The following is a 20500-nucleotide window of genomic DNA, read 5'->3' as shown; positions in this document are numbered from 1 at the left end:
TTTGAGGTTGGGGCCTGCGGGTTCATGCCGATCAATCCCCAAAAACATCGGGAAAAGAGGCCCGCGCAACGTTGACGTCAACCACAAGCAACGCCTCGTAACTCTCTGGGTCAAAAGGATCTTCTGCGGGAATCACTTCGCGCCCGAAGAGCCAGTTCAATCGGCCGGCATCCAGATTGCCCCGCTCAAAAGGCTGATCGCCGAATTGCTGCCAAAGCGCCGCCATGAACCCGGAATCGGCGCGTTTATCCGCCGGTCTGCGATCACGATAGCGATCGCGCGCAACCAGAGGCGTCACACCCTTGGGATTCGGGCGGCGAATCGTGAACTGGAAGTCGGTGCCGGGAAGACGGCCGGGAAAACCGCGATGTTTCAGCATGGCAGCGCCCCCCGGACAGAGTGCCATGGATGGGTCGGGACCAGCGCATAGGCCGGTCCCGGACCGGTATTACTTGTACTTGCCGGTGAAGACCGGTTCAGTCGAGACCGGCTCGACCACAACGATCTCTTCTTCCTGCTGGCCGGCACATGCCGCGACGGTGCCGACGAAGGCAAGCATGGTGACAAATTTGATGCTCTTCGACATCTGCTTCTCCTGATAATAAACGCAGCCTCTGCAGAGGGTTCGCCCCCTGCCCGCGTCATCTTTTGATTGTGACCCGCAGTGTTGCGGATCGCAGCGACCATAGGGCAGCAGGACGGAAATGCACATGCGACAAGCGATATAGCTGCGCTGCGGCAAGACAGAGGCGTATTATGGCCACAGGGGCGCCCCGCAAACACAACATCTAGTGGCAGCATCAGTATTCCTCCCATATGCAGCGAGCGTCTTCCAGCCGATAGGTCTCGAAAAACTGGGTTGCCTTGGGGTCAGACTGGCCAAATTCCACATTTCTGTCCGCCATCGAGATGACGATACGCGCGGGGTCCAGCTCGTGCTTGCCGACATAGGGCACGACGACTTGGTTGCACAGAAACTCCATGTCTTGGGCCGCGACCTCATAGCCGATGCGTTCTTCGGTCTTGCCAATGGCCGGGGCCATGAAGCGGAACCGCAGCCAGAGCGCGCCAGGGTTCTTGTCGAGCAGCACATCCTGAAGTTCGACCGGTTGCCCCGAGGGCACCGGTATTCGCGCATCCGCCTGCACCGTTCCCGCAACACCACACAGGACCAACCCGACGACACAGCCAAGCCACTGCCCGCGGCAGAGCCTGGCGGCCGGTGCGGCGCGCGAGCCTTGGTATCTGAGAGCGCGAATCATCTGATGGGGCGTCCCTGCGGTTGAAACAAGCTATGGGCCGTCGCATGAAACTGCGCTGCGGCCCGAATGGGGCTTAGAGCGGAATGTTGTCGTGTTTTTTCCAGGGTTTCTGGCTTTTCTTGCCCCGCAGCGAGGCAAAGGCGCGTGCCACCCGTTTGCGGGTCGATTGCGGCATGATGACCTCATCGATGAAACCGCGCTCCGCCGCCACAAAGGGGTTGGCGAAGCGTTCCTCATAGTCGGCGGCATGCTGGGCGATCTTTTCGGGATCGTTCAGATCGGCGCGGTGGATAATCTCGGTCGCGCCCTTGGCACCCATCACCGCCACCTCGGAAGATGGCCAGGCATAGTTGAAATCGCCGCGCAGATGCTTGGAGGACATCACAACATAGGCCCCGCCATAGGCTTTGCGGGTGATCACCGTCACCTTTGGCACGGTGGCCTCGCCATAGGCAAAGAGCAGTTTGGCCCCGTGCTTGATCACGCCACCATATTCCTGCGTCGTTCCGGGCAGGAAGCCCGGCACATCAACAAAAGTCAGGATCGGAATTTCGAAACAGTCGCAGAACCGCACGAAACGCGCGGCCTTGCGGGAGCTGTCAATGTCCAGACATCCGGCCAGAACCATCGGCTGGTTTGCCACAACACCTACGGTCTGCCCTTCCAGACGGATGAAACCGGTGATGATGTTCTTGGCGAAATCTTCCTGAATCTCGTAGAAGTCACCCTCATCCGCGACCTTGGTGATCAATTCCTTCATGTCATAGGGCGTGTTGGGGTTTTCCGGCACCAACGTGTCCAGCGAGGTCTCGATCCGGCCCGGCTCATCGAAGAAGGGGCGCACCGGCGGCTTCTCACGATTGTTGAGCGGCAGGAAATCGACCAGGCGGCGCACTTCGGCCAGCGCCTCGACATCGTTCTCGAACGCGGCATCCGCGACCGAGGATTTCTTGGTATGGGTTGACGCCCCGCCCAGTTCCTCAGCCGAAACCACCTCGTTGGTGACGGTCTTGACCACGTCGGGGCCGGTCACAAACATATAAGAGCTGTCTTTTACCATGAAGATGAAGTCGGTCATCGCGGGGCTGTAGACCGCGCCACCGGCGCAGGGGCCCATGATGACGCTGATCTGCGGCACAACGCCCGAGGCTTCGATATTGCGCTGGAACACCTCACCATAACCGGCCAGCGAATCGACGCCTTCCTGAATCCGCGCACCGCCGGAATCGTTGATCCCGATCACCGGCGCGCCATTGGCCACGGCCATGTCCATGATCTTGCAGATTTTCATCGCATGCGTGGCCGACACTGACCCGCCCAGCACGGTGAAGTCCTGGCTGAACACATAGACCTGACGGCCATTGATCGTGCCCCATCCGACCACAACGCCATCCCCTGCGGGCTTTTGCTTTTCCATGCCGAAATCGGTGCAGCGGTGGCTGACGAACATGTCGAATTCTTCGAAACTGCCATCGTCGAGAAGCAGTTCGATCCGCTCGCGCGCAGTCAGCTTGCCACGCCCGTGCTGGGCATCGATCCGTTTTTGCCCGCCACCCAGACGCGCCGCGTCCCGGCGGTTTTCAAGCTCGGAGAGGATATCTTTCATGGCCGGTGTCCCTTTCAAAATCGCGCGATACATATAGGGGATCGTGCTGGGGCCAAAGCAGTTTTCAGCAAATTTGCAAAGTTTTTGAAGCGATCCTGATGCGAAATGCAAATTTGTTAATTAACATCCTCATGAATCTTGGTTATGGACAGGCCGCAGCCCTCAGCATACATCCCCACAATGACCCAGCTTCAGCATGAGACTTCGGCGCGGCGCAGCCCGCCCAGAATCGGGACCCTGATTCTGCTGGCGGGTTTGTCGGCATTGGGGATGAATATCTTCCTGCCCAGCCTGCCGAACATGACGCTGCATTTTGAAACCGACTACCGCCTGATGCAGTTGTCCGTCGCGCTCTATCTGGCGGTCAATGCGATGATGCAGATCGTGATCGGCCCGATTGCCGACAAGGCGGGGCGACGACCGGTGATCTTGTGGGGGCTGGCCCTGTTCCTGGTCGCAACGCTGGCCTGCATCTATGCCCCCAGCGCCGAAGCCTTTCTGGCGGCCCGCATGTGTCAGGCTGTGGTCGTTGTGGCCATGGTGCTGAGCCGCGCCGCTGTGCGGGACATGTATGATCAGGATCAGGCGGCCTCAATGATCGGCTATGTCACCATGGGCATGGCAGTGGTGCCTATGATCGGGCCGGCCATTGGCGGGTTTCTGGATGAAATCTTTGGCTGGCACGCCAATTTCTGGCTGCTCTTCGGCCTTGGCGCCATCACGCTGGCGTTGACCTATGTGGATTTCGGGGAAACTGCCCTGAAAAGTGGCAAGACCCTGATCGCACAGTTCCGCGAATATCCCGAATTGCTGACCTCGCCCCGCTTCTGGGGCTATTCGCTGGCGTCGGGAATGAGTTCGGGCGCGTTCTTTGCCTATCTGGGCGGCGCGCCTTTTGTCGGCACCGAGATCTATGGCATGCCGCCCTCGATCATGGGGATCTATTTCGGCGCGCCAGCCCTGGGCTATTTTCTCGGTAACTTCCTGTCGGGACGGTATTCAATGCGCTTCGGCGTAAACCGCATGGTGCTCTGGGGCTGCATCCTGAATGCCGCGGGTGTTGGCCTGTCGCTGGTGTTGACCCTGTCCGGCATGGCCTCGGCGCTGACATTCTTCGGCTTCATGACCTTTGTGGGCCTTGGCAATGGTATGTCGATCCCCAACGCGACCGCAGGCGCCCTGTCGGTGCGCCCGCATCTGGCCGGAACCGCCTCGGGACTGTCCGGCGCGATCATGCTGGGTGGTGGTGCGGCGCTGAGCGGGTTGGCGGGTGCATTGCTGGGTCCCGGCAGCTCTGAGGCACCGCTGCTGGGCCTGATGCTGGGCACCGCAGTGCTGGCGATCGGGTCGATCACCGTGGTCATCCGGCGCGAGCGCCAACTTGCCCTGAGATGACTTGCGCTGGCGGGTTTGCAAACCTAACCTGACGGGTAGGTAAATCTGCAAAGGCCGCTCATGCCTCCCCAAAAGCTCTATGCCGGTGCCAAGCTGCGGGAAATCCGCAACAGGCTGGCTTTGACCCAGAGAGAATTCGCCACAAAACTAGGCATTTCGCTGCCTTACCTCAACCAGATGGAAAATAACAACCGCCCGGTCTCGACCACGGTGGTTCTGGCGCTGGCGCAGGAGTTCGGGCTGGATGTAACCGAACTGAGCAGCGGCGACAGCGAGCGGCTGGTCTCGGACATGCGCGAGGTGCTGGCCGATCCGCTTTTTGCAGAGGCGATGCCACCGCCTGCTGATCTGCGGTTGACCGCCTCGAACGCCCCCGCGCTGGCCCGCGCCTTTATCGAGTTGCACCGCCACTACCGGCAAACCCATGAACGGCTGGCCTCGCTGGACGAGGCGCTTGGCCGCGAGGATGCCCGCCTACAGGCCAGCCCGTGGGAAGAGGTGCGCGATTTCTTCCATTATTGTGACAACTACATCGACGCGGTCGACCGCAGCGCCGAGCGCTTTGCCGATCTGGCCCGCCGCGAAAACGGCGTCAGTGCCGCCGCCGAAGCGATGCTGGGCGCGCAGGGTATCACCGTCAGAAATATCGATACCGAGACATTGCGCAGCTACGATGCCGAGGCGCGCCTGCTCAGGCTGTCCTCACGCGCCGCGCCCGAGACACGCGTCTTTCAACTGCTGCTGCAAGTGGCGTTGCTGACGCAGGACAAGCTGCTTGAGGCCACGCTCGACTTCGCGCGGTTCCAGACCGAGGCTGCCCGCTCCATCGCCAAGATCGGATTGGCCAATTACTTCGCCGGGGCCGCGCTGATGCCCTATGGCAGCTTTCTGGAGGCAGCGCGCGAAACCCGCCATGATCTGGAATTGCTGGGCCATCGCTTTGGCGCGTCGATCGAACAGGTCGCGCACCGGCTGTCCACCCTGCAAAGGCCCGGCGCCAAGGGCATCCCGTTTTTCTTTGTCCGGGTGGATCAGGCGGGCACCATCACCAAGCGCCACTCTGCCACACGGCTGCAATTTGCACGGTTCGGCGGGGCCTGCCCGCTTTGGAACGTGCATCGCGCGTTCGAGACACCCGGACATTTCCTGCGCCAACTGGCCGAAACGCCCGACGGGGTGCGCTATATCTCGCTGGCGCGCGACGTGTCGAAACCCGGTGGGTCGTTCGGCGCGCCCGTGCGCCGCTATGCCATCGCGCTTGGATGCGAGATACGTCACGCCGATGCGCTGGTCTATGCGGATAATCTCGACGTCAACAATGCCAGCGCCTTCGAGCCCATCGGCATTTCCTGTCGCATCTGCGAACGCGCCACATGCCACCAGCGCTCCGTACCACCGTTGGAGCGCAGGCTGACCATCGACCCCGATACGCGCGATACGCTGCCCTATCAGGTCAGCTAGGCGTCAGGCCCCTTGCGCTTTCTTCTGCAAGGCAAAGCAGGCTCTTGTCGCGCTTGTCAACAGCTTGAGCCCGTCCTTTGACAACGCTGTCAATTCACCAAGGCCCTTGACGAAGGCCTTGCCATCCGCCGATGCCTTTTCATCCTTTGACAACGTATTCAGCCCCTGTTGCTGTACTTTGAGCATCTTGCGAATTTCCTTGAGAGCCTTGGACGCGCCGTCCAGTGCCGCCTTGGGGGAATTGCCGGCCTGGGCCTCTTTCAGGGCATGCGTGCAAAGTTTCTTAAGCTCAGCATGTTTTTTCTTGGCGTCGCGCAGCTTGCCGCTTTGGGCTCTCAGGTTGACGATTCCTTTCGCCTGTACCCGCATGTCATCCGCTCTGCGGTATTTCTCGGATCCCTTGAAAAAACTGTCAAAGAAATACTCAAACCCCGAAGCAAACGGAATCTCGAGCACATCCCTGAGATCGTCGCGCATCTGTTTGTCGAGCTTCTGCATCTGCTTGAACTGAGTTTCCGTCTTCTTCATCAATTTCTTCAGGTCAGGAAGTGAATCAGACTTTATCTTCAGCAATTTGCGATTGGCTTTCTTGTCACGCTTCTCAATATCGGCCCTTAACTCGCTCGCTATCGACTGCATATCTTTGCCCAGCGCCAAAAGCGCCGCGTGTGACTTGCTCAAGGCGTCGCGCCGCTTGGCAGCCTGTGCTTCATTCGCCGCCCAAAACTTCAACGCTTGCTTAACCGGCTTGTCTTTTGCGAAATCCGCCAGAACCTTGCCCTTGTGACCTTTCTTGCAGAGCTCGGCGGCATCCTTTCCGGCTTGTTCTGCGGCTACCGAAGCCTGCTCTTTGAGCTTGATATAGTCGGTAAGTATCTTGGCTTGATCCAAAGAGCATTCCTGAAATCGTGCTTCCAGCTTGTTGAATGTTTTGGTCATCGTCGCAAGCGTCTTCGCCATTGCCCCATTCCTTCGATCAAATTCAGATTTTGGAAACGGGCCAATCTCGTCGCCCGCTCTGCGGGCAGCCTATGTCAGGTCAATAGCCAAATGCGTGCAAACTTGTTCACAATATGCTCAGCATAATGCTGAGTAAGCCCCTCTGGTGCCTGATCGAGACCCAGAGAGGCGCGGCGTATTGCGGGCGCCGGTTTCAGAACGTCAGTTATTTGACAGAATGCCCCAGATCTCGTCCTTGAGCGCTGCCCGCTTCTTGCGCAGTTCGACCTCTGCCAGATCCTCGATGGGCTCTACATTGGTCTCGGCGCGATGCACGGCGCGGTTGATCTCATGATATTCGTCCGAGAGCCGTGCAAAATGGGCATCGCTCTGCTTGAGCTGGCTCATGAGGTCGGCCTTGTCCGGGAATTCCTCGGCCAGTTCGTGCGGGGTGTGGGACATATGTGTGCTCCTGATCGTTGAGTGCGGCTCAGATTAGAATCGCAGCGTGGTGAACCGCTTTGACACGGATCAAGCTGGGCATGGACACAGCAAAGTACAACTCCCTCAGCGCTGCGCGGTCTGCCAGTCCGGATGCACCCATGGCTGCGCGTTCGAGCGTGGCAGCATTCCGCGACCCAGCAGGTGATCGGATACTTTTTCCCCGACCATGATCGAGGGCGCGTTCAGGTTGCCATTGGTGATCTGCGGAAAGATCGAGCTGTCGGCAACCCGTAGCCCGTCAACCCCGATCACCCGCGCCTCGGGGTCCACCACCGCGTTGGGATCATCGGCCCGACCCATGCGGCAGGTGCCGCAAGGGTGATAGGCGCTTTCGGCATGTTCGCGGATGAAACCGTCCAACTCATCATCACTTTGCAGATCGGCGCCGGGCTGAATTTCCTTTCCGACAAAAGGCTTGAACGCCTCCTGCCCGAAGATCTCGCGGGTCAGGCGCAGGCAGGTGCGGAACTCGTCCCAATCCTGTTCGCTCGACATGTAGTTGAAGCGGATCACGGGCGCTTCAGCCGGGTCCGCTGAGCGCAACGTCACCGCCCCGCGCGACGGCGAGCGCATCGGGCCGGTATGAGCCTGAAAGCCATGTCCTTCGGCAGCGGCCTGCCCGTCATAACGCACGGCCATGGGCAGGAAGTGATACTGGATATCCGGATAGGGAATACCGGCGCGAGACCGGATGAAGGCCGCACTTTCGAACTGGTTCGACGCCCCCAGCCCGGTCTTGGTGAACAGCCACTGCGCCCCGATCAGCGCCTTGCTGATCAGGTTCCAGTGACGATAAAGCGTGATCGGCTTCAGCGAGGCGATCTGGAAATAGACCTCCAGATGGTCTTGCAGGTTGGCACCGACGCCGGGCCGGTCCGCGACTACATCAAGCCCATGTTCCGCCAGATGCGCCCCCGGACCGATCCCCGACAGCATCAGCAACTTGGGCGAGTTGATCGACGAGGCCGCCAGAACCACCTCGCGCCGCGCCCGGATCACCTGCGTGCTGTTGCCGCGCTTGATCTCGACACCGACGGCGCGGCCCTCTTCGATCACAACCCGCTGCGCCAGCCCATTGACCAGATCGCAATTGGGCCGCTTTAGCGCGGGCCGCAGATAGGCATTGGCCGCCGACCAGCGTCGGCCCCGCCAGACGGTCTGCTCCATCGGACCAAAACCTTCCTGCTTCTCGCCATTGTAATCGCCCGTGGTCTCATACCCGGCCTGACGCCCTGCCTCGACAAAAGCATGATAGAGCGGGTTGCGGCGCGGGCCGCGGCTGACATGCAACGGGCCGTCAGTGCCGCGCCATTCGCTGTCACCGCCATGCCCACCATCGTGCCAATGCTCCATCCGCTTGTAGTAGGGCAGAACATCCGCATAGGCCCAACCATCGGCGCCCATCTCGGCCCAGGTCTCGAAATCCATCGCGTGACCACGCACATAGACCATGCCGTTGATCGACGAGGACCCGCCGATCACCTTGCCGCGCGGCACCACCAGCCGTCGGTTGTTCAGGTTCGGCTCCGGCTCGGAATTGAACCCCCAGTCATAGCGCGACATGTTCATCGGATAGCTCAGCGCAGCGGGCATCTGGATAAACGGCCCGATATCACTGCCGCCATGTTCGATCACCAATACCGAGGCCCCCGCCTCGCTTAGCCGATAGGCCATCGCGCAGCCGGCGCTGCCCGCGCCAACGATCACAAAATCTGCTTCCATGTCCACCTCCGCCCGGCTCGCCCCGGCGCGTCACATCTGTTGTTGTCTGCAAAAAGAGCGCGCGGAAGCGCTCAATAAAAAAGGGGCCGCGGGGATCATTCGCCGCGCGGAAAGCGCTGGTTTTCCTCGACGGTGTTCAGGTCCATATGGTTGCGCATGTAGCGTTCCGAGGCCCGTTGCAGCGGCTGGTAGTCCCAGGGGTAATAGCCGCCCTGCCGCAACGCCTCATAGACCACCCAGCGACGGGCCTGGCTGGCACGCACATCGGCATCATATGCGTCCAGATCCCAGCGCGCCTCGGATTTGGCGCGCAGCGACTGCAACGTGCCCTGATGCGCCGGGCTGTCGGCCAGGTTGGTCAGCTCATGCGGATCGGCCTCCAGATCAAACAGCTGATCGGGGTCCAGCGCGCAGCGGTTATACTTCCACTTGCCATAGCGCAGGGAAACCAGCGGCGCATAGGAGGCCTCAGCGGCGTATTCCATTGCCACCGGCGCGCTCCGCTCGACGCCATTGGCCAGCGGCACAAGATCCTCGCCGTCACTCCAGGGCGCGATCTCAGCCATATCCACGCCTGCCAGCGCCCCCAACGTCGGCGTCACGTCGATGGTGGACACCGGAGTGTCGATCCGGCCGACAGGCATGTCAGGCGCCGAGATCATCAAAGGCACGCGCGCCGAGCCCTCGTAGAAGCACATCTTGAACCAGAGGCCCCGCTCGCCCAGCATGTCGCCGTGATCGGAGACGAAGAGGATGATCGCCTCTTGCCGCGTGGTTTCCAGCACATGCAGGATCTCACCGATCTTGTCGTCCAGATACGAGATATTGGCAAAGTAGGCCTGCCGCGACTTGCGGATATCCTCGTCGGTGATGTCAAAGCTGCGCCAATCATTGGCATCAAAGATACGCTGCGAATGCGGGTCCTGATTGTCATAGCCAAGGTCGGAAACCTGCGGCGTCAGGTGCTCGCAATCCTCATAGAGGTCCCAGTATTTCCGCCGCGCCACGTAAGGGTCGTGCGGATGGGTAAAGCTGACGGTCAGACACCACGGACGCTCATCCTTGCCGCGCGCAAGATCATAGAGCTTGGCGGTGGCGTGATAAGCGACCTCATCATCATATTCCATCTGGTTCGAGATTTCGGCCACGCCCGCACCGGTCACCGACCCCATATTGTGATACCACCAGTCGATCCGTTCGCCGGGCTTGCGGTAATCCGGCGTCCAGCCGAAATCGGCGGGGTAGATATCGGTGGTCAGTCGATCCTCAAACCCGTGCATCTGATCTGGGCCGACGAAATGCATCTTGCCGCTGAGACAGGTGTAATAACCCGCCCGGCGCAGGTGGTGCGCGTAGGTGGGGATGTCGCTGCGGAACTCTGCGGCGTTGTCATAGACCCCGGTGCGCGACGGCAATTGCCCGGACATGAAGCCCGCCCGCCCCGGCGCGCAAAGCGGCGAGGCGGTATAGGTGTTGGCAAACCGGGTCGAGCGCGCGGCAAGGCGCTTCAGGTTGGGCGCATGCAACCAGTCGGCGGGGCCGTCGGGAAACAGGGTTCCGTTGAGCTGATCCACCATCAGGATCAAAATGTTGGGCTGTGTCATGAAAGTCTGCCTGTGAGCGTATCGAGGATGGTCGAGGCCTGCCGCACGGCCAGTTCAGGCCGCTCCGGCGCACCCAATGCGGCCCGGATGTAAAGCCCGTCGATCAGGGCGATCAGCGTTTCGGCGACATCTCTGGGGTCTTTGGTCCGGCCTTTCAGCGCATGCACAAGATTGGATCGGATGCGCGACTGATAAATCTGCCAAAGCCGCAGCGCCTCCTGATTGGTCTGGGCCATCACGTAGAAAGTCATCCAGGCTGCAATGACATCCGGTGAAAAGCATGACGGCGCGAAACAGGCGCGGATCACTGCCCGCGCGCGATCCTCGGGCGCGGCGGCCTTCAGCTCGGCGCGCGCCTCGGCAGCGAAATCGGCCAGAATACGGCGCATCGCCGCCAGGAATATCTGATCTTTGCCGCCGAAATAGTGATGCGCCAGCGCGCTGGACATACCGGCCCGTTTGGCGATCTGGCTGACGGTCACATCCAGCGAGCGAGTCTGGCCAAGCTCGGCGATGGTCGCCCGCACGATGGCTTCGCGCCGGATCGGTTCCATTCCCAGTTTTGGCATCGTCGCTTCCCTTTCCGTGAGGTTGGGAAAACAGCTAGGATGTTTTTATTGACCCGTCAATCAATAACCCGCAAGCACCTTGCGTCACAGCTTCGGCGCAAGATTGACCGGGGTAATCTGACGCCGTTGCAGCGCTGCCTCGCGCCACGAAATAAAGCTGACCGAGGCCAGGATCAGCGTGCCGCCGGCGACCACCCAGGGGTCGATCCCTTCGTCAAAGGCCAGTGCCCCCAGCGCGACCGACCAGACCAGTTGCAGGAAGGTGGCAGGTTGGGTCACGGCCACAGGCGCGGCTTGCAGCGCGCGGGTCATGCAGTAATGCCCGGCGGTCGCCATGGTCGCGACGAGAAAGACAAAACCCAGATCTGAGGGACTGAAAGGCTGCCAGACCACAAGCGCAAACGGGGCAAGGAACACCGCCACCCAGATCGACATCTGCGCCAGCACCAGCGCCGGGCGCACCTCGTCCACGGTGACCTTGGCCAGCAGATAGGCGCCGCCCAGCAACAACGTGGTTCCCAGCATCGCCAGATGACCGGGAGAGACTTCGCGGAAGCCAGGCCGCAGGATGATCAGCGCGCCGACAAAAGCAAACCCGATGGCTGTGATCCTACGCATAGCCAACCGCTCACCCAACAGGAACACGGCCCCCAGCGTGACATAGATCGGGGTCAGATAGTTCATCGCCGTGACCTCGGCCAAGGGGATCTGCGTCATGGCAAAAAACCACAGCATCACCGCCACCGATTGCAGCGCGCCCCTGATGCAGAACAGCGACCATTGGCGGCGCGTGAACCGCGTGGTGATCAGCGGGCGGATCACCGGCAGCACAAAGACCAAACCCAATATGTAGCGCAGAAAGGCCAGCTGAACCGGGTGCATGGTACCGCCAATCACCTTGACCAATGCCGTCATAAGAACAAAACACACACCCGCCGCAAGCATCCAAAGGATACCGACAAGCGGGCGCTGCGGAGGGGAATCGAGCGTGGGCATGACCCGGTTCAACACCCTATTGCGAACTGGGACAACCCCTTCACATGATAATGAGTTTGACGGCAATGGCCCACATGATCACGCCGATCAGCACATCCAGCACCTGCCAGGCCCGCGGGCGGGCAAAAAGCGGTGCCAGCAGCCGGGCGCCATAGCCCAGCGAGAAAAAGAAGACGAAACTTGAGGTCACCGCCCCCAGACCAAAGCTCAACCGATCCGGATATTGTGCCGAGACCGACCCGATCAGCACCACGGTATCCAGATAGACATGCGGATTGAGCCAGGTGAGCGCCAGCAGCGTCGCCAATGTCGCCCATAATCCGGCCCCTGCACCATTGCGGGTCTCCAACGCTTCGCCACCGCGCCAAGCGGCGTGAAAGCTGCGCGCGCCATAGACGATCAGAAACGCGGCCCCTCCAAAGCGCATGAGCGGCTCGAACCAGGGCACCGCCATGGCCAGCGCGCCAAAGCCTGCCACACCCGCCGCGATCAGCAGCGCATCCGAGATGGCGCAGCTCAGGCACACCGCAAAGACATGCGCGTGCCGCAGCCCCTGGCGCAGCACAAACGCATTCTGCGCCCCGATCGCCAGGATCAGGCTGAACCCTAGAAGGAAGCCGGGAATGAATGATGCCAGCATGTGCCTCTCCGCTATGAACGGGGTTTGACTAACCGGGCGCATCGCCGCTATCAAATTAAAGATGGTAACGCCAGATAAGTAACTCTAATGCAGTTCGACCCCAACCAACTGCGCGCCCTTGCCGCGATTTTGCGACTGGGCAGTTTCGAGGCCGCCGCCGCCGAGTTGGCGGTGACACAATCGGCCATCTCGCAGCGTATCCGGGCATTGGAGGAACGGGTGGGTGCCGCGCTGATCGAACGCGGTGTGCCTTGCACGGGCACGCGGGCCGGGCTGCGGATCGCCAAACATGCCGACAGCCTCGCCACATGGTTCGTGGATGCGATGGCACAGGTCGAGGATGTGCTGTTTGACCTTGTGATCGATGATCAGGACCATTCTGCCGACTGGCTGCGGCGCGGGGCAGTCAGCGCCGCGATCTGTTCCGGCACCAAAGCGGCACCGGGCTGTGACGCGGTTCCGCTTGGGCATCTGCGGTATCTTGCGACCGCCAGCCCGGCCTTTGCCAATCGCTGGTTTGACAAAGGCGTGAGCGCCGCAACGCTCTCTGTCGCGCCCTGCATGACCTTCAACCGCAAAGACGACCTGCAGCAAAAATGGATCGAGCAGGTGATCGGCAAACGGGTCACGCCACCCAGCCATTTCCTGCCCTCGACCCAGGCCTTCGTCGATGCCGCCTGCGCCGGGTTGGGCTGGGGCATGAACCCTGAATCGCTTGCGCGGCAACCGATCCGCGACGGCAGGCTTGTCACCGTGCTGGCGTATCAACCGCTGGACGTTGCGCTGAGTTGGCAGGTCAGCCGGGTGATGGCCCCGGCGCTCGCCCCGCTCACCCGCGCCGTGAAACAGGCCGCACAGGTTGGGCTGATCAGGGCGGGTTGAGCGCGCTGGCCTGCCACTCCAAACCGATGATCCACTCCTTGACCGCCTCAACCGAGGCGCGCCGGGGCTGGTCGGCATGAAACAGCAGCCAGAGCGGGCGGTCGGGTGGTGCGATACCGCCTGTGTCGCGCCGCATCAGGCGCGCATCCCCCTCGGCACAGATCACCGGCAGCGCAGTGCTTCCCAACCCTGCGCCCACCGCCTCTTGCGCCGTGTCCAGGTCGCAAACCCGCAGCGCGCTGATATCGCTCCCCGCCACACTTCCAAGCCAGCGCGCCTGCGGCAGCGATGCATGGGCGTCGTCATAGACGATCCAGGGCAGATCAGTGCGCCCGCAATCTGCCTTGGGCCCGTAGACCGCAAATTTCAGAGCCGCGAGCTTTCGCGCCTTCACGCGCAACCCGCCCGACGCGGGGCGGGCAAACCGCAGTGCAAGATCAGCCTCGCGTTTCGTCAGATCGGCATTGCGCGCCTCGGGCACAAGCTCGACCGTCAGGTCCGGATGCTGGCAGTTGAACGGCGCGAAGCCAGGCACCAACACGCGGTTGACCAACGCAGGTACGGCGCTGACCCGGACCGTTCCGGTGAGGCCCGATTGCGCCAGACCGGCACTCTCGGAGACCTGCAAGTGCTGCGTTTCGATCACTTCGGCCTGCGCCACGATCCGTTGGCCGAATTCGGTGACCTCATACCTCCCGTCCGCCGCACGCACAAAGAGCGGCGCGCCCAATACCCGTTCCAATGTTCTGATCCGACGCGCGATTGTGGTCTCGTTCACCGCGACAAGGCGGCCTGCGCCAGACATCCGCCCAGCGCGGTGAAGAGCGAGAAGATACTTCAGGTCGTTCCAGTTATGATCCTGCATTTTTGCAGAATGAACTTACTCATTTGCCAGATCAACCGACATGAACGCCGAACTATTCTGTGTTCCCAAGCACATGCAGGAGCTGACATGACAACCTTTATCATTCTGTTTGAGGACAACCCGGATGCCGACCCCGACATCCGTAAAACACATATGAGCGCGCATCTGGCCTTTCTGGAATCGCATTCAGAGGCCATTACCGCTGCGGGTCCGCTTTTCAGCCCCGCGGGCGCGGGTCAGGGTGGGTTATGGATCGTGGCGGCCGAGACAGAAGACATGGTCGAGCAGTTGGTGCATCGCGATCCGTTCTGGGACACCGGGTTGCGCAAAAGCTATCGCATTCTGCGCTGGCGGCAAGTCTTTGCAAACGGCATCCGGCAGATCATTTAGGAACGCGTCTTCCCCCGGCCCCAGCCAGCGCGCGCAGCAGCGCGCCGCTTTCGGGGTCGGCGGGGAAATACAGCTCAACCTTCAGATCATCCAGCAACAGATCCTCGGGCGTGCCGAACTGGGCGATGGTTGCAAACAGTGCCAGCCGCATATCGCCCATCCGCAGGATCGTGGGCACGACCGGCGCAGGCGCGTGATCTGCGGGCGGGGGTGCCTGCATCAGATGATCCGCCGCCGCATCCAACTGGGCCACCCCGCCCTGCGAGGCACTTTCGATCCGCAACCGACGGGCGGCGTGATGGGCGACTTCGGGCCAGTTCTCGATGACGTTGGGCAGATGATCCGACATCAGCAGATCAAGCAGGCTGCCGCCCTCGGCAAAGCCCAACTGGCCGTAAAGCTGCTGCGCGGCGGCGTTCATGCGCAGCACCGTCCAGAGCCGATCGAGAGCCAGCGCGGGATAAGGCGCGTGATTGTCGAGCGTATGCGCGACCGCCGCGCGGATCGGTGCCATCTCGTCAGCCTCCCACTGGCGCTGCGGATAGCGCGGGGCAAAGCCTGCAGTGATCAGCATCTGATTGCGCGCATCCAGCGGCATCTGCAGCGCATCGCCCAGGCGCCCGATCATCTCGCGGCTGGGGCGGGCACGCCCGGTCTCCAGAAAGGATATGTGCCGGGACGAAACCTCGGCCTCGACCGCGAGCTGCAGTTGCGACATCCGGCGCGCGGAGCGCCAGGTTTTCAGGGTGCTGGGAAACTCGGTCATACCCGAAGCATAGCGTGGACCGGGACGCAGGTCAGTTACCTTACAGGTAATTGCGCCGATGATCCCCGGCAGCCCATCCTTGGGCCATATCCCAAAAGGAGGACAGAGATGTCACAGAGTTTCCACAAGTTCTGGCTCAAGATCACCGCTCTGATGGTGGCCAGTTTCGCACCGGTTTTCTTCCTCGGCTCCATCGAGGCCACGACCGGCCCTGCCCGCATCACGCTGGACCTGCTGGGCTGGCCCCTGGATGGCAGCGCAACCTTCACAGCGCCTGATACGCGCTTTCTGTCAGCGCTGGCGGGCGGCTTCCTGCTGGGTTGGGGCGTGATGATCTGGAACCTGTCCGAACATGTCTACGATCACGCGCCCGAGGCGGTGCGCAAATCCGTGCTCTACGGCATTCTCGCCTGGTTCGTGCTGGACAGCGCAGGTTCGGCAGCCTCGGGCAATATGTCGAACGTGTTCTTTAACATGATTTTTTTGCTGGTCGGCGTCGGGCCACTCTGGCGACCGGCGCAGGAACGTGCCGCCGTCACCGGATAGACCGTCGCGGTAGCGCGCGCAAAAAAGCCCGGAGCAATGCTCCGGGCCATGTCATTCTTCAAGGCACGATCAGAGTTGCGCCATGACCTCGTCATCGGCTTCAAAATTGGTTGTCACGCGCTGGATGTCGTCATCATCCTCCAGCGCATCCACCAGCCGCATCAGCTTTTGCATACCATCCAGATCAAGCTCGGTGGTTGTGGTTGGTTTCCAAACCAGCTTGGTGGATTCGGATTCGCCCAGCGCCGCTTCCAGCGCGTTCGACACGTCGTTCAGGTCGGTATCGGCGCAATAGATGATGTGGCCATCTTCGGAGCTTTCCACATCTTCGGCACCGGCCTCGATCGCGGCCTCGAAGATCGTATCGGCATCGCCCGCTTCGACGGTGTACATCACCTCGCCCTTGCGCTCGAACATGAACCCGACCGAGCCGGTCTCGCCCAGATTGCCGCCGTTCTTGGAAAAGGTCGAGCGCACGGTGGAGGCGGTGCGGTTGCGGTTGTCGGTCATCGCCTCGACGATTACGGCCACGCCGTTGGGGCCATAGCCCTCATAGCGGATCTCTTCGTATTCATCGCCCTCGCCCGCCTGCGACTTCTTGATCGCGCGATCGATCACGTCCTTGGGGACCGAGTTCGACTTGGCCTCTTTCACCGCCAAACGCAGGCGCGGGTTCTTGTCGGGGTCGGGATCGCCCATCTTGGCCGCAACAGTGATTTCCTTGCTGAGCTTGGAAAACAGCTTGGAGCGCGCCGCATCCTGACGCCCTTTGCGGTGCTGAATATTTGCCCATTTGGAATGGCCGGCCATATCGTCCTCGTCGCTCGGTGTTCTGATTGGCGATCATATAGACCCTTGCGGGCAAAAGGATCAAGGGACCGGCTTGCCCGCGCGCCACCCTTCCCTATGGTGGCAGCATGACTTTGGATCAGATCATTTTGTTCGCGTTGTTCATCGGGGTCTTCGGCATGCTGCTCTGGGGCCGCTACCGCTATGATCTGGTTGCCTTTTCCGCCTTGCTTATCGGCGTTGTGCTGGGTGTGGTCCCGGTCAAGGACGCGTTTTCCGGCTTTGGCCACCCCGCCACGGTGGTGGTGGCGCTGGTGCTGGTGGTATCGGCCGGGTTGGTGCGCTCGGGCGCGGTGTTCCTGATCACCCGCACGCTGGTGGATTCGGGGCGCAAACTGGGCACCCATATCGCCCTTATGGGCGGGATCGGCGCGGTGCTGTCAGCCTTCATGAACAACGTGGCGGCGCTGGCATTGCTGATGCCGGTCGATATCCAGACCGCGCGCAAGGCGGGACGCGCGTCGGGCCTGTCGCTGATGCCGCTCAGCTTTGCCACCATCCTGGGGGGCATGGCCACGCTGATCGGCACTCCGCCCAACATCATCATCGCCTCGATCCGCGAACAGGCCGTGGGCACGCCCTATCACATGTTCGATTTCGCGCCGGTGGGCGGTCTTGCCGCGCTGGCCGGGCTGGCATTTGTTGCGCTGATCGGCTGGCGGCTGATCCCCGATCGCGGCGCCGAGGGTGATACCGCAACCGCGCTGGCCGATTACATCGCCGAACTTACGATCCCGGAAGAGTCGCCCCATATCGGCAAACGCCTGGCCGAGTTCTACGATACTGCGGACCAGTCGGATGTGGCCATCATCGGCCTGATCCGCGACGGCAAGCGCCGCTATGGCCGCGCCGCAAACTCGCTGCTTCGGGCGGGCGACGCGCTGGTGCTGGAGGCCAAACCCGAGGCGCTGGACGAGTTTCGCGCAGCACTGTCGCTGGATTTCTCGGACGCGCAGCGGCAGGAATTGCTGACCGCTTCGGGCGAAGGTCTCGAGGTGATCGAGGTGGTGGCCCCCGAAGGGGCACGGATCACCGGACGCACGGCGCAGGGAATCGGGCTGGCCTGGCGGCAAAGCACGCTGCTGATGGGCATCTCGCGCCAGGGCAGGCGTATCCTGCACCAGGTCCGCAAGACCGAGGTCGAGCCCGGCGACATCCTGTTGCTGCTCTGCCCCCGCGACAGGACCGCCGACGTCACTGAATGGCTGGGTTGTCTGCCACTGGCCGAGCGCGGTCTGTCTGTGACCGCAAATGACAAGGTGTGGCTCGCCATCGGGCTGTTTGCGGCGGCGGTGCTGGCGGCGAGCGTTGGGCTGATCTACCTGCCGGTGGCGCTGGGAATGGTCGTGGTGGCCTATGTACTGACCCGCATCCTGCCCATCACCGAGCTTTATGATCACATCGAATGGCCAGTGGTGATCCTGCTGGGCTCGATGATCCCCTTGGGCGCGGCGCTGGAAAGTTCGGGCGGCACGGAGTTGATTGCCGGTGCCCTCATCCAATTCACCAACGGCCTGCCCGCCTGGGCGATTCTGACGGTGCTGATGGTGGTGACCATGACGCTTTCGGATGTGCTCAACAACACCGCGACCACCATTGTCGCCGCCCCGGTCGGCATCCAGATGGCAACCACGCTAGATGTCTCACCCGACCCGTTCCTGATGGCGGTGGCGGTTGCTGCCTCGGCGGCGTTCCTGACGCCGATCGGACACAAGAACAACACGCTGATCCTCGGCCCCGGTGGATACCGCTTTGGCGATTACTGGCGCATGGGCCTGCCGCTGGAAATACTGGTGGTCGCGGTCTCGATCCCCGCGATCCTGCTGTTCTGGCCGATGTGAGGCATCGCACCCAGGTTCACAAAAACTCCGCGCTCAGCCGGTCCAGAACATCGTCTCTGCTCTTATCCGAAAAGAAATGGGCCTGCCACCCCGCGGCACGCGCCGCGTCAACGCTGGCCTGATAGTCATCGATCAGAAGCATCCTGTCGGGTGCCACATCCAGCGTTTCGGTGATCTGTGCATAAAACGCCGGGTCCGGTTTACGCACGCCCATCCGGCCCGAGGAAAAGACATGCACGGCCCGGTCGCCAAAACCCATCTCGACCTCGATATAGCGCGCGCGACGGGCCTCGTTATTGGTGGCGATGACGTGCCTGATCCCCTTGGCCGAAAGCGCTGCCTGCACCTTCAGAACCTCGACATCCGGCAGGGCATCTTTTTTGAACCAATACTCCAGCAAAGCATCCGGCCCCGGAACAAACCCCACCCTTTCGACCCAAGAGGCCACGCGATCCCGCAAATCCTCCTGCCCCGTAATGATCCGGTCAAAATCATCGGCAAAGACATGCTTGGTGAACACATCCAGCGACTGCCCGAGATCCTGCTCGAAACTCTCTGCCCATAAAAACACACCATCGCGGATGTTCCGGTTCAGGACGCCATCGAAGTCCCAGGCGATGATAGGAGGTTCGGTCATACCACTCTCCGTCACGTGAAGAACGCTCAGACTATCGCGGCGATACGGGATGGCAAGCCGCCCCAATGGGCGTTGCCAATACCGGCCATATCGCGCTAGAGCCCAGCCATGAAACGCTTTCTGATCCTGCAATTGCGCCCCGAACATGATGCGGCGGATGCCGAATATGCCTCGATACTGCACAAGTGCGACCTGACCGAGGATCGCGCCCATCGCATCCGGCTGGATTGCGAAACGCTGCCAGAGGGGCTGCAAGTGAGCGATTATGCCGGGGTCATCGTTGGCGGCGGGCCGGGATGCGTCAGTGACGATCCGGCCTCCAAACCCCCGCTTGAGGCGCGGATCGAAGCGCAGGTGATGGGGCTGATGCCGCAGATCATCGAACAGGATCACCCCTTCATGGGTTGTTGTTACGGTCTGGGCGTGTTGGCGGCCCATCTGGGCGGTGAGGTGAGCAAGGCGCGATACGGCGAACCTGTCGGCCCATCACATTGCGCGCTGACGCCCGATGGCACGACCGACCCGCTCACCACCGGGCTGAAACCGGAATTCGAGGCTTTTGTCGGCCACAAGGAAGCGGTGCAGAACCTGCCGCCTGGCTGTGTGCATCTGGTCAGGTCCGAGGCCTGCCCGTACCAGATGATCCGGCATGGCGAAAACATCTATGCCACGCAGTTTCACCCGGAAGCGGATGCGCGCGATTTCGAGCAGCGCATCAATATCTACAAGGACTATGGCTATTTCCCGCCCTCTGATGCGGAACGGCTGATTGCCGAATGCAAGGCAGCAGACGTCACCGAACCCGGTGAAATCCTGCGCCGTTTTGCCAGAAAATACGAATAACCTAGCGGCATTCCCCGTTGCCCGACCGCCCTGCCTTCCTCTAGGTTCTGGACCTATTAATTTTGTTGCCGTCATCCCGCCTGCGTGATTCATGCCCGTGAGTTTCAGGGGTATAACATGAGCAATCTATTCTGGCTGACCGATGAGCAGATGGCGCGGCTTCAGCCTTACTTTCCAAAGAGC

The 20500-nt window shown here is 61.4% G+C and carries 22 protein-coding genes; 7 read left to right on the top strand and 15 right to left on the bottom strand.

Annotated elements, in window-relative coordinates; translation table 11 throughout:
- Positions 1 to 31 precede the first annotated feature (31 nt).
- The 4 genes from AB1E34_RS17945 to AB1E34_RS17930 form a co-directional block, all read right to left on the bottom strand.
- Positions 32 to 379 carry a hypothetical protein gene (locus AB1E34_RS17945; RefSeq protein WP_372573691.1) on the bottom strand — a complete coding sequence of 116 codons (348 nt, stop codon included), beginning with the start codon at positions 377 to 379 and terminating at the stop codon, positions 32 to 34.
- 69 nt (positions 380 to 448) lie between these two features.
- Positions 449 to 586 carry a hypothetical protein gene (locus AB1E34_RS17940; RefSeq protein WP_306197514.1) on the bottom strand — a complete coding sequence of 46 codons (138 nt, stop codon included), beginning with the start codon at positions 584 to 586 and terminating at the stop codon, positions 449 to 451.
- Positions 587 to 800: 214 nt separating this feature from the next.
- The gene (locus AB1E34_RS17935; protein ID WP_372573690.1) at positions 801 to 1262 is read right to left on the bottom strand and encodes a DUF6497 family protein; all 462 of its coding nucleotides are present in this window, start codon (positions 1260 to 1262) and stop codon (positions 801 to 803) included.
- 73 nt (positions 1263 to 1335) lie between these two features.
- Entirely contained in the window at positions 1336 to 2868 is a 1533-nt protein-coding gene (locus AB1E34_RS17930; protein ID WP_372573689.1) for an acyl-CoA carboxylase subunit beta, read from the bottom strand.
- Between the two features lie 180 nt (positions 2869 to 3048).
- Here AB1E34_RS17930 and AB1E34_RS17925 point away from each other — a divergent pair, with 180 nt between their 5' ends.
- Together AB1E34_RS17925 and AB1E34_RS17920 are read left to right on the top strand one after the other, a co-directional pair.
- On the top strand, positions 3049 to 4263 hold the full coding sequence (locus tag AB1E34_RS17925; RefSeq protein WP_372573688.1) for a multidrug effflux MFS transporter: 1215 nt from the start codon (positions 3049 to 3051) through the stop codon (positions 4261 to 4263).
- A gap of 60 nt (positions 4264 to 4323) precedes the next feature.
- Entirely contained in the window at positions 4324 to 5724 is a 1401-nt protein-coding gene (locus AB1E34_RS17920) for a helix-turn-helix domain-containing protein (protein ID WP_372573687.1), read from the top strand.
- Between the two features lie 3 nt (positions 5725 to 5727).
- Here the strand turns inward: AB1E34_RS17920 and AB1E34_RS17915 are convergent, their stop codons facing one another.
- The 7 genes from AB1E34_RS17915 to AB1E34_RS17885 form a co-directional block, all read right to left on the bottom strand.
- Complete coding sequence (locus tag AB1E34_RS17915) at positions 5728 to 6684, bottom strand: hypothetical protein (protein WP_372573686.1); 957 nt, start codon at positions 6682 to 6684, stop codon at positions 5728 to 5730.
- A gap of 201 nt (positions 6685 to 6885) precedes the next feature.
- Entirely contained in the window at positions 6886 to 7125 is a 240-nt protein-coding gene (locus tag AB1E34_RS17910; protein WP_372573685.1) for an HP1242/YdcH family protein, read from the bottom strand.
- A 105-nt stretch (positions 7126 to 7230) separates the two neighbouring features.
- Positions 7231 to 8889: a choline dehydrogenase gene (gene betA / locus AB1E34_RS17905; RefSeq protein WP_372573684.1), complete on the bottom strand. Its 1659-nt coding sequence runs from the start codon at positions 8887 to 8889 to the stop codon at positions 7231 to 7233.
- 95 nt (positions 8890 to 8984) lie between these two features.
- On the bottom strand, positions 8985 to 10493 hold the full coding sequence (betC, locus tag AB1E34_RS17900; RefSeq protein WP_372573683.1) for a choline-sulfatase: 1509 nt from the start codon (positions 10491 to 10493) through the stop codon (positions 8985 to 8987).
- Positions 10490 to 11062 (bottom strand): choline-binding transcriptional repressor BetI, encoded by a 573-nt coding sequence (gene betI, locus AB1E34_RS17895; protein ID WP_372573682.1) that lies wholly within the window; start codon positions 11060 to 11062, stop codon positions 10490 to 10492. Before betI ends, betC begins: the two co-directional genes overlap by 4 nt.
- Positions 11063 to 11146: 84 nt before the next feature.
- Positions 11147 to 12058 (bottom strand): DMT family transporter, encoded by a 912-nt coding sequence (locus tag AB1E34_RS17890; protein WP_372573681.1) that lies wholly within the window; start codon positions 12056 to 12058, stop codon positions 11147 to 11149.
- Positions 12059 to 12098: 40 nt separating this feature from the next.
- Complete coding sequence (locus tag AB1E34_RS17885; protein ID WP_372573680.1) at positions 12099 to 12698, bottom strand: LysE/ArgO family amino acid transporter; 600 nt, start codon at positions 12696 to 12698, stop codon at positions 12099 to 12101.
- Positions 12699 to 12785: 87 nt separating this feature from the next.
- On the opposite strand from AB1E34_RS17885, the gene AB1E34_RS17880 reads away from it, so the two are divergent.
- Entirely contained in the window at positions 12786 to 13580 is a 795-nt protein-coding gene (locus tag AB1E34_RS17880) for an ArgP/LysG family DNA-binding transcriptional regulator (RefSeq protein WP_372573679.1), read from the top strand.
- Here the strand turns inward: AB1E34_RS17880 and AB1E34_RS17875 are convergent.
- Positions 13567 to 14445 (bottom strand): LysR family transcriptional regulator, encoded by an 879-nt coding sequence (locus AB1E34_RS17875; protein WP_372573678.1) that lies wholly within the window; start codon positions 14443 to 14445, stop codon positions 13567 to 13569. The two genes, AB1E34_RS17880 and AB1E34_RS17875, sit on opposite strands and share 14 nt — an antisense overlap.
- Before the next feature lie 87 nt (positions 14446 to 14532).
- Between AB1E34_RS17875 and AB1E34_RS17870 the strand changes: the two genes are divergently transcribed.
- Positions 14533 to 14835, top strand: a complete 303-nt coding sequence (locus tag AB1E34_RS17870) for a YciI family protein (RefSeq protein WP_372573677.1) — start codon at positions 14533 to 14535, stop codon at positions 14833 to 14835.
- Here AB1E34_RS17870 and AB1E34_RS17865 read toward each other — a convergent pair.
- Positions 14828 to 15601, bottom strand: coding sequence for a helix-turn-helix domain-containing protein (locus tag AB1E34_RS17865; RefSeq protein WP_372573676.1), 774 nt, complete (start codon positions 15599 to 15601; stop codon positions 14828 to 14830). The genes AB1E34_RS17870 and AB1E34_RS17865 overlap by 8 nt on opposite strands.
- Before the next feature lie 108 nt (positions 15602 to 15709).
- Between AB1E34_RS17865 and AB1E34_RS17860 the strand changes: the two genes are divergently transcribed.
- Complete coding sequence (locus tag AB1E34_RS17860) at positions 15710 to 16147, top strand: hypothetical protein (protein ID WP_372573675.1); 438 nt, start codon at positions 15710 to 15712, stop codon at positions 16145 to 16147.
- A gap of 69 nt (positions 16148 to 16216) precedes the next feature.
- Here AB1E34_RS17860 and AB1E34_RS17855 read toward each other — a convergent pair whose 3' ends face one another.
- A complete protein-coding gene (locus AB1E34_RS17855) occupies positions 16217 to 16957 on the bottom strand; it encodes a YebC/PmpR family DNA-binding transcriptional regulator (RefSeq protein ID WP_372573674.1) in 741 nt (246 codons plus the stop codon).
- A gap of 107 nt (positions 16958 to 17064) precedes the next feature.
- Between AB1E34_RS17855 and AB1E34_RS17850 the strand changes: the two genes are divergently transcribed.
- On the top strand, positions 17065 to 18837 hold the full coding sequence (locus tag AB1E34_RS17850) for an SLC13 family permease (RefSeq protein ID WP_372573673.1): 1773 nt from the start codon (positions 17065 to 17067) through the stop codon (positions 18835 to 18837).
- Between the two features lie 16 nt (positions 18838 to 18853).
- Here AB1E34_RS17850 and AB1E34_RS17845 read toward each other — a convergent pair whose 3' ends face one another.
- Positions 18854 to 19474, bottom strand: coding sequence for an HAD-IA family hydrolase (locus AB1E34_RS17845; RefSeq protein WP_372573672.1), 621 nt, complete (start codon positions 19472 to 19474; stop codon positions 18854 to 18856).
- Positions 19475 to 19582: 108 nt separating this feature from the next.
- On the opposite strand from AB1E34_RS17845, the gene AB1E34_RS17840 reads away from it, so the two are divergent.
- Positions 19583 to 20317, top strand: a complete 735-nt coding sequence (locus tag AB1E34_RS17840; RefSeq protein ID WP_372573671.1) for a glutamine amidotransferase — start codon at positions 19583 to 19585, stop codon at positions 20315 to 20317.
- Positions 20318 to 20500: the final 183 nt, after the last annotated feature.

The sequence above is a fragment of the Ruegeria jejuensis genome (assembly GCF_041537905.1).
Classification (GTDB): Bacteria; Pseudomonadota; Alphaproteobacteria; order Rhodobacterales; family Rhodobacteraceae; genus Ruegeria_C.
The sequence above is the reverse complement of the archived record's forward strand: the minus strand, read 5'-3'. Positions and strand labels throughout refer to the sequence as shown.

Coding starts and splice junctions, on each gene's coding strand:
- betC (WP_372573683.1), bottom strand. CDS start 10,493: ATGACACAGCCCAACATTTTGATCCTGATGGTGGATCAGCTCAACGGA.
- AB1E34_RS17865 (WP_372573676.1), bottom strand. CDS start 15,601: ATGACCGAGTTTCCCAGCACCCTGAAAACCTGGCGCTCCGCGCGCCGG.
- AB1E34_RS17855 (WP_372573674.1), bottom strand. CDS start 16,957: ATGGCCGGCCATTCCAAATGGGCAAATATTCAGCACCGCAAAGGGCGT.
- AB1E34_RS17880 (WP_372573679.1), top strand. CDS start 12,786: ATGCAGTTCGACCCCAACCAACTGCGCGCCCTTGCCGCGATTTTGCGA.
- AB1E34_RS17945 (WP_372573691.1), bottom strand. CDS start 379: ATGCTGAAACATCGCGGTTTTCCCGGCCGTCTTCCCGGCACCGACTTC.
- AB1E34_RS17930 (WP_372573689.1), bottom strand. CDS start 2,868: ATGAAAGATATCCTCTCCGAGCTTGAAAACCGCCGGGACGCGGCGCGT.
- AB1E34_RS17910 (WP_372573685.1), bottom strand. CDS start 7,125: ATGTCCCACACCCCGCACGAACTGGCCGAGGAATTCCCGGACAAGGCC.
- AB1E34_RS17850 (WP_372573673.1), top strand. CDS start 17,065: ATGACTTTGGATCAGATCATTTTGTTCGCGTTGTTCATCGGGGTCTTC.
- AB1E34_RS17925 (WP_372573688.1), top strand. CDS start 3,049: ATGACCCAGCTTCAGCATGAGACTTCGGCGCGGCGCAGCCCGCCCAGA.
- AB1E34_RS17845 (WP_372573672.1), bottom strand. CDS start 19,474: ATGACCGAACCTCCTATCATCGCCTGGGACTTCGATGGCGTCCTGAAC.
- AB1E34_RS17885 (WP_372573680.1), bottom strand. CDS start 12,698: ATGCTGGCATCATTCATTCCCGGCTTCCTTCTAGGGTTCAGCCTGATC.
- AB1E34_RS17915 (WP_372573686.1), bottom strand. CDS start 6,684: ATGGCGAAGACGCTTGCGACGATGACCAAAACATTCAACAAGCTGGAA.
- AB1E34_RS17920 (WP_372573687.1), top strand. CDS start 4,324: ATGCCTCCCCAAAAGCTCTATGCCGGTGCCAAGCTGCGGGAAATCCGC.
- AB1E34_RS17890 (WP_372573681.1), bottom strand. CDS start 12,058: ATGCCCACGCTCGATTCCCCTCCGCAGCGCCCGCTTGTCGGTATCCTT.
- betA (WP_372573684.1), bottom strand. CDS start 8,889: ATGGAAGCAGATTTTGTGATCGTTGGCGCGGGCAGCGCCGGCTGCGCG.
- AB1E34_RS17870 (WP_372573677.1), top strand. CDS start 14,533: ATGACAACCTTTATCATTCTGTTTGAGGACAACCCGGATGCCGACCCC.
- AB1E34_RS17875 (WP_372573678.1), bottom strand. CDS start 14,445: ATGCAGGATCATAACTGGAACGACCTGAAGTATCTTCTCGCTCTTCAC.
- betI (WP_372573682.1), bottom strand. CDS start 11,062: ATGCCAAAACTGGGAATGGAACCGATCCGGCGCGAAGCCATCGTGCGG.
- AB1E34_RS17840 (WP_372573671.1), top strand. CDS start 19,583: ATGAAACGCTTTCTGATCCTGCAATTGCGCCCCGAACATGATGCGGCG.
- AB1E34_RS17860 (WP_372573675.1), top strand. CDS start 15,710: ATGTCACAGAGTTTCCACAAGTTCTGGCTCAAGATCACCGCTCTGATG.
- AB1E34_RS17940 (WP_306197514.1), bottom strand. CDS start 586: ATGTCGAAGAGCATCAAATTTGTCACCATGCTTGCCTTCGTCGGCACC.
- AB1E34_RS17935 (WP_372573690.1), bottom strand. CDS start 1,262: ATGATTCGCGCTCTCAGATACCAAGGCTCGCGCGCCGCACCGGCCGCC.